This is a genomic window from Streptomyces botrytidirepellens, assembly GCF_003721215.1.
GTDB classification, from domain to species: Bacteria; Actinomycetota; Actinomycetes; order Streptomycetales; family Streptomycetaceae; genus Streptomyces; species Streptomyces himastatinicus.
This window is the reverse complement of sequence record NZ_RIBZ01000670.1, coordinates 1-5975: the sequence shown is the minus strand read 5'-3', so window position 1 is coordinate 5975 and position 5975 is coordinate 1. Positions and strand designations below refer to the sequence as shown.

Sequence of the window (5975 nt, the reverse complement as noted above, 5' to 3'; positions counted from 1 at the left end):
GGGCTGGCCCGAGGGCCTGCCGGACGGCGGCCGCCACGGCTTCACCCCCGCCCACCGCACCCGCCTGGAGGCGGCGCTCCCGGCCATGGCGGCACGCCTCGCCGAGGCCCTGACCGCCGCCGATGCCCCCGGGCCGCCGGACCGGAAACCCCTCGCCGCCAAGCCGCGCCGCGTCCTCGTGCTCGGCTTCGAGGAGCTGATGTACGCCCCGCTGCGGCTCGCCGGGGCGCTGGACGACGTACTCGACGGGGCCGAGGTGCGGTACTCGACCACCACGCGGTCGCCCGTGCTCGCCGTGGACGACGCCGGGTACGCGATCCGTACCGCGCTCACCTTCCCCGCCCATGACGCCCCCGCCGACGGGCCCGGTCCGCGCTACGCCTACAACGTGGCGCCCGGCACCGACCCCGCGCGCCGCTTCGACGCGGTCGTCGCCGTCGTGGACTCGGCCGCCGACACCCCCGCGCTGCACGCCCCCGACGGGCTGCTCGCGCGGCTGGCCCCGCACACCGACCGGCTGCTGCTGGCCGTCGTCCCCTCCCACGTACCGCCACCCCCCACAGCCACCGCTCCCGTCCCCGAACGACAGGCCCCCTCCATGCACCAACCGCCGCCCGAGCCCCTGCGCGGTCCCGCGTTCTCGTCCTACGCCCCCGACGACGTCGGCTGGCTGCTCCAGGACTTCTCCCACGTCACCCTCGAAGCCCCCACCGAGGAGCGCGAGGAAGCGATCCAGAGCGGCGGGGCGCACTACGCCGAGTCGCTGCCCGTCGAGTACCAGCCCAGCGAGGAGTACCAGGAGCTGTTCCGGGCCGCGCTCGACACCTCCGCGGCCCGCATCGCCCGCGCGGTCGGCACCGTCACCGAGACCGTGCTCGCCGAGCGCTCCCCGCGCCCCGTCCTCGTCTCGCTCGCCCGGGCCGGGACCCCGGTCGGCGTGCTGATGCGCCGCTGGGCGCGCCACGCCCACGGGCTCGACCTGCCGCACTACGCGGTCTCCATCGTGCGCGGCCGCGGCATCGACACCGCCGCGCTGCGCTGGCTGGCCGACCACCACGACCCGGCCGATGTCGTCTTCGTCGACGGCTGGACGGGCAAGGGCGCGATCACCCGCGAGCTGTCGGACGCCCTCGCCCCGTACCCGGACTTCGACCCGCGGATCGCCGTCCTCGTCGACCCGGGCCGCTGCGTGGACACCTACGGCACCCGCGACGACTTCCTCGTCCCCTCCGCGTGCCTCAACTCGACCGTCTCCGGGCTGATATCGCGCACCGTGCTCCGCTCCGACCTCGTCGGACCGGACGACTTCCACGGCGCGAAGTTCTACCGCGAGCTGGCCGACGCCGACCTGTCCGGTGACTTCCTCGACGCCATCACGGCCCGCTTCGAGGAGGTCGCCGACGACGTGGCGGCGGACGTGAAGGAGCTGGCCGCCGCCGACCGCACCCCGAGCTGGGAGGGGTGGCGGGCCGTCGAGCGGATCAGCGAGGAGTACGGCATCCACGACGTCAACCTGGTCAAGCCGGGCGTCGGCGAGACGACACGCGTGCTGCTGCGCCGCGTCCCCTGGAAGATCCTCGCCAAGCGCGGCGCGGGCGCGGACCTGGACCACGTACGGCTGCTCGCCGAGCAGCGCGGGGTGCCGGTCGAGGAGACGGACGGCCTGCCGTACACCTGCGTGGGGCTGATCCACCCGCGCTACACCCGCGGCGCCACGGGCGCGGACGGCAAGGCGGTGGCGGCGAGATGAACGCAATGACGACCTACCCGGCGGAGGCGGCCCGATGACCGTTCTGGTGGCAAGCGATCTCGACCGCACGCTGATCTACTCGGCGGCGGCGCTCGGACTCGACATGCCCGACGCCGAGGCGCCCCGGCTGCTGTGCGTCGAGGTGTACCAGGGCAAGCCCCTGTCGTATCTGACGGAGGCGGCGGCCGGACTGGTCGCCGAGCTGGGCCGTACCTCCGTCTTCGTACCGACGACCACCCGCACCCCCGAGCAGTACCGGCGGGTCCATCTCCCCGGCCCGCCCCCGCGCTTCGCGATCTGCGCGAACGGCGGCCATCTGCTGGTCGACGGCGAGTCCGACCCCGAGTGGCACGCGGGCGTGCGCGGCGCCCTGGCCGACGCCTGCGCCCCGCTGGAGGAGGTCCGCGCCCACCTCACCGCCACCGCCGACCCGGCCTGGCTGCTCAAGGAACGGGTCGCGGAGGACCTGTTCGCGTACCTCGTGGTGGAGCGGAAGCTGCTGCCCCAGAGTTACGTCAAGGAGCTGGCGGTGTGGGCGGAGCCGCGCGGCTGGACCGTCTCGCTCCAGGGCCGCAAGATCTACGCCGTTCCGAAGCCGCTCACCAAGAGCGCGGCCCTCGCCGAGGTCACGCGCCGCACCGGCGCGGACGAGGTGCTCACCGCGGGCGACTCGCTCCTCGACGCCGACCTGCTGGAGGCCGCCGACCACGCCTGGCGCCCAGGCCACGGCGAACTGGCCACCGCGGGCTGGACGGCACCGCAGGTCACGGCGGTCGAGGAGCAGGGCGTCGCGGCGGGCGAGGCGATCGCCCGCGCCCTGTCCGAACACGCCTCCCTGCACTGGGCGAAGGCCCGCCGCGAGGTCATCCGCGCCGTTTCCCGCGGCCGGGACTGAGCAGCGCCGCGAGCCGGGTGACGGCGAAGCCGAGCGCCGCGAGTGCGGCGGCGCCCAGCACGGCCTTGGAGTACGCCGAGACGTAGTCCGTCACCCGGTGCCAGTGGTCGCCGAGCGCGTAACCGGCCAGCACGAACGCCGCGTTCCAGATCAGACTGCCGAGGGTGGTGAGGGCGAGGAAGACAGGGACCGACATCCGCTCGACGCCGGCCGGTACCGAGATCATGCTGCGGAAGATCGGGATCATGCGGCCGAAGAAGACCGCCTTGGTGCCGTGCCGCCGGAACCACCGCTCGGTCCGGTCGATATCGGCGGCCTTGACCAGCGGCAGCCGCGCGGCGATCGCGCGGGTCCGGTCCCGGCCGAGCAGCGCGCCCACCCCGTACAGGGCGAGCGCGCCGACGACCGAACCGGCCGTGGTCCACAGCAGCGCGGCGTACAGGTTCATCCGCCCCTGACCCGCCGCGAACCCGGCGAGCGGCAGGATCACCTCGCTGGGCAGCGGCGGGAACAGGTTCTCCAGTGCGATGGCGACGCCCGCGCCCGGCGCCCCGAGGGCGTCCATGAGGCCGGTGGCCCAGTCGGTGATGCGATCGGTCATGGCACGGAACGCTAGAAATCGGCGCGCCCGCGGACCATGAGGCCGACCGCCCGGCCGTACGGGCCCGCACCGCAGCCACACCCTGCGGAAATCCTCAGTGTGCCGGTGGCCGGCGGCGGCTAGCGTTGCGGTCCATGGGGACGTCGGGGAAGTGGTTACGGCACGGGCTGCGGCTGGTGGCCGGGCTGCTGATCGGCGCGGGCACCGCCGTCGCCGAGCTGCTGTACACCGTGACCGCCGGGCTGACCCTGCTGTGCGTGACCACCCGGCCGACCACCCGTCCGCGCGCCCGCGCCCGCGCCCTGCGCCCGCTGACGGCGGGCGCCCGATGGCTCACCGAGGCGGAACGCCGCAGGCTGGCCCGGTTCCTCGACGCGGACATCACCCCCGAGTACGGCGGCGAGCAGGCACTGCGCTACGTCGCCACGCGCTGGGCGCTGGGCCTGCTCGGCGGGGTGGTGCCCGCGCTGGCCGTCATCGGCGCCGGATTCGGCTCGCTGCTGCTGTGGGGCGTGCCGGTGCTCGGCGGCGATCACTGGTTCGACCTGGTCATGACCGGGTTCGGCGGCGTGGTCCTGTTCATCCTGGCGGCGCAGGGCGTCGTGGCGGTCGCGGCCTGGGAGGCGCTGCTCGCCCGGCACCTGCTCGGCCCCAGCCCGCGGGACGCCCTGCACCACCGCATCGAGGAGCTGGCCGCCAGCCGCGCCGGGGTCGTGGACGCCGTGGACGAGGAGCGGCGGCGCATCGAACGCGATCTGCACGACGGGGTGCAGCAGCGGCTCGTCGCGCTCGGCATGCTGCTGGGCCGGGCGCGCCGCAGCCGGGACGCGGAGCGGGCCCACGCCCTGCTCGTCCAGGCCCACGAGGAGAGCCGCCAGGCCCTCGACGACCTGCGCGAGGTGGCGTGGCGCGCCTACCCGGCCGCGCTGGACGAGGCCGGGCTGCGGGTGGCGCTGGAGGGGGTCGCCGAGCGGTCGGCGATCCCGGTCCGGCTGGAGTACGGGCTGGCGGCGGAGCCGGGCACGAGGGTCCGTACGGTCGCGTACTTCGTCGTCTCCGAGGCCGTGACGAACGCGGTCAAGCACTCGGGTGCGTCCCGTATCGACGTGGCGCTGACAGATGGACCTGCGGACGCTCTCGGCGAGGGCGCGGACACCCTCCTCGTACGGATCACCGACGACGGCACCGGGGGCGCCGACCCGGCGGGCGGCGGTCTGCTCGGGCTGGCGCGCCGGGCCGCCGCGCTCGACGGCCGGCTCCGGGTGACCAGCCCGTCCGGCGGCCCCACCACCATCACCGCGGAGCTGCCATGCCTGCCCCCCTGCGCTTGATCCTCGCCGACGACTCGACCCTGCTGCGCGAGGGCCTGGTGCGGCTGCTCGCCGACGAGGGCCACGAGGTGGTGACCACGGTCGGCGACGGCACCGCGCTGCTGGAGGCCGTGGACCGGCACCCGGACGTAAACGCCGTCGTCGTGGACGTCCGCATGCCGCCCACCCACACCGACGAGGGGCTGCGGGCGGCCCTGGAGATCCGGCGACGCCACCCGGCGGTCGGCGTGCTCGTCCTGTCGCAGTACGTCGAGAAGCGGTACGCGACCGAGCTGCTGAGCGGGCCGGGTGAGGGCGTCGGCTACCTCCTGAAGGACCGGGTCGTCCAGGTCGACGAGTTCCTCGACGCCCTGGAGCGGGTCGCCGCGGGCCGCGCCGCGTTCGACCCCGAGGTCGTCCGCCGCCTGCTCTCCCGCAGCACCCACACCGACCCGCTGGCCCGGCTCACCCCGCGCGAGCGCGACGTCCTCGACGCGATGGCCCAGGGCCACGCCAACGCCACGATCGCCGAGCGGCTGCACGTGTCGCGCAGCGCCGTCGAGAAGCACATCAACGCGATCTTCGACAAGCTCGAACTCCCCGGCAGCTCGGGATACTCTCGCCGCGTTCTGGCGGTACTGCGCTACCTGGGAAGCTAGGCAAGAGAGGGAGGCCCACCTCGTGGCCGAGAGCAAGAGCACTCCGATCACCAGCGAGTTGTACGGCTACATGCTGGCCCACAACCCGCCGCTCGACCCCGTGCAGCGCGAACTGGTCGAGGTGACGCACGCACAGCTCCCGCAGTACGCCGGGATGCAGTCCGCCGAGGAACAGGGCCCGCTGCTGGCGTTCCTGGTCCGGCTGACCGGCGCCCGCCACATCGTGGAGGTCGGCACCTTCACCGGCTTCTCCGCGCTGTCCATGGCGCAGGCCCTGCCCGCCGACGGCACCCTGGTCGCCCTCGACGTATCGGACGAGTGGACCGCGTACGGGCGGGCAGCGTGGGCCGAGGCGGGCGTCGCCGACCGCATCGACCTGCGGATCGCGCCCGCCCTGGACTCCCTGCGCGCGATGCCCGCCGAGCCGCACATCGACCTGGCCTACCTCGACGCGGACAAGGGCAACTACATCCCGTACTGGGAGGAGCTGGTGCCCCGGCTGAACCCGGGCGGGCTGATCGTCGCGGACAACGTCTTCTACCACGGGGACGTCGTCGACCCGGCGGCCACCGGGGGCGGCGCCGCGATCAAGGAGTTCAACGACCACGTGGCGGCCGACGACCGCATGGAGGCGGTCATGCTCACGATCGCCGACGGCCTGACCCTGGCTCGCCGCCGCCGCTGACCTGCCGGGCGCCCGCGCCGCGGTGGCGGCGGGGGAGGTGGGGCCAGCGGTGCCGGTGGGCCCGGCCGGGCGGGG

General features: G+C 74.6%; 6 protein-coding genes. 5 read left to right on the top strand and 1 reads right to left on the bottom strand.

Annotation, left to right across the window (positions count from 1 at the left end; translation table 11 throughout):
• Window positions 1–1750 (top strand): cysteine protease StiP domain-containing protein (locus tag EEJ42_RS35275; protein WP_184503432.1); only part of this gene is annotated, 1750 nt, incomplete at its 5' end.
• A gap of 34 nt (window positions 1751–1784) precedes the next feature.
• Window positions 1785–2645 carry an HAD family hydrolase gene (locus EEJ42_RS35270; protein WP_123106294.1) on the top strand — a complete coding sequence of 287 codons (861 nt, stop codon included), beginning with the start codon at window positions 1785–1787 and terminating at the stop codon, window positions 2643–2645.
• On the opposite strand, the gene EEJ42_RS35265 is transcribed toward EEJ42_RS35270, so the two are convergent.
• Window positions 2614–3246 (bottom strand): DedA family protein, encoded by a 633-nt coding sequence (locus EEJ42_RS35265; protein WP_123106293.1) that lies wholly within the window; start codon window positions 3244–3246, stop codon window positions 2614–2616. The two genes, EEJ42_RS35270 and EEJ42_RS35265, sit on opposite strands and share 32 nt — an antisense overlap.
• Before the next feature lie 134 nt (window positions 3247–3380).
• Here EEJ42_RS35265 and EEJ42_RS35260 point away from each other — a divergent pair, with 134 nt between their 5' ends.
• The 3 genes from EEJ42_RS35260 to EEJ42_RS35250 all read left to right on the top strand — a co-directional run bounded on the left by EEJ42_RS35260 (window position 3381) and on the right by EEJ42_RS35250 (window position 5900).
• Window positions 3381–4577, top strand: coding sequence for a sensor histidine kinase (locus EEJ42_RS35260; RefSeq protein ID WP_123106292.1), 1197 nt, complete (start codon window positions 3381–3383; stop codon window positions 4575–4577).
• Window positions 4556–5215 (top strand): response regulator transcription factor, encoded by a 660-nt coding sequence (locus tag EEJ42_RS35255; RefSeq protein ID WP_246097581.1) that lies wholly within the window; start codon window positions 4556–4558, stop codon window positions 5213–5215. Before EEJ42_RS35260 ends, EEJ42_RS35255 begins: the two co-directional genes overlap by 22 nt.
• 70 nt (window positions 5216–5285) lie before the next feature.
• Window positions 5286–5900 carry an O-methyltransferase gene (locus EEJ42_RS35250; protein WP_123106295.1) on the top strand — a complete coding sequence of 205 codons (615 nt, stop codon included), beginning with the start codon at window positions 5286–5288 and terminating at the stop codon, window positions 5898–5900.
• Window positions 5901–5975 lie beyond the last annotated feature (75 nt).

Excerpts from the sequence above, each read along its gene's own strand:
- EEJ42_RS35270 (WP_123106294.1), top strand. The coding sequence starts at position 1,785 with ATGACCGTTCTGGTGGCAAGCGATCTCGACCGCACGCTGATCTACTCG.
- EEJ42_RS35265 (WP_123106293.1), bottom strand. The coding sequence starts at position 3,246 with ATGACCGATCGCATCACCGACTGGGCCACCGGCCTCATGGACGCCCTC.
- EEJ42_RS35260 (WP_123106292.1), top strand. The coding sequence starts at position 3,381 with ATGGGGACGTCGGGGAAGTGGTTACGGCACGGGCTGCGGCTGGTGGCC.
- EEJ42_RS35255 (WP_246097581.1), top strand. The coding sequence starts at position 4,556 with ATGCCTGCCCCCCTGCGCTTGATCCTCGCCGACGACTCGACCCTGCTG.
- EEJ42_RS35250 (WP_123106295.1), top strand. The coding sequence starts at position 5,286 with ATGCTGGCCCACAACCCGCCGCTCGACCCCGTGCAGCGCGAACTGGTC.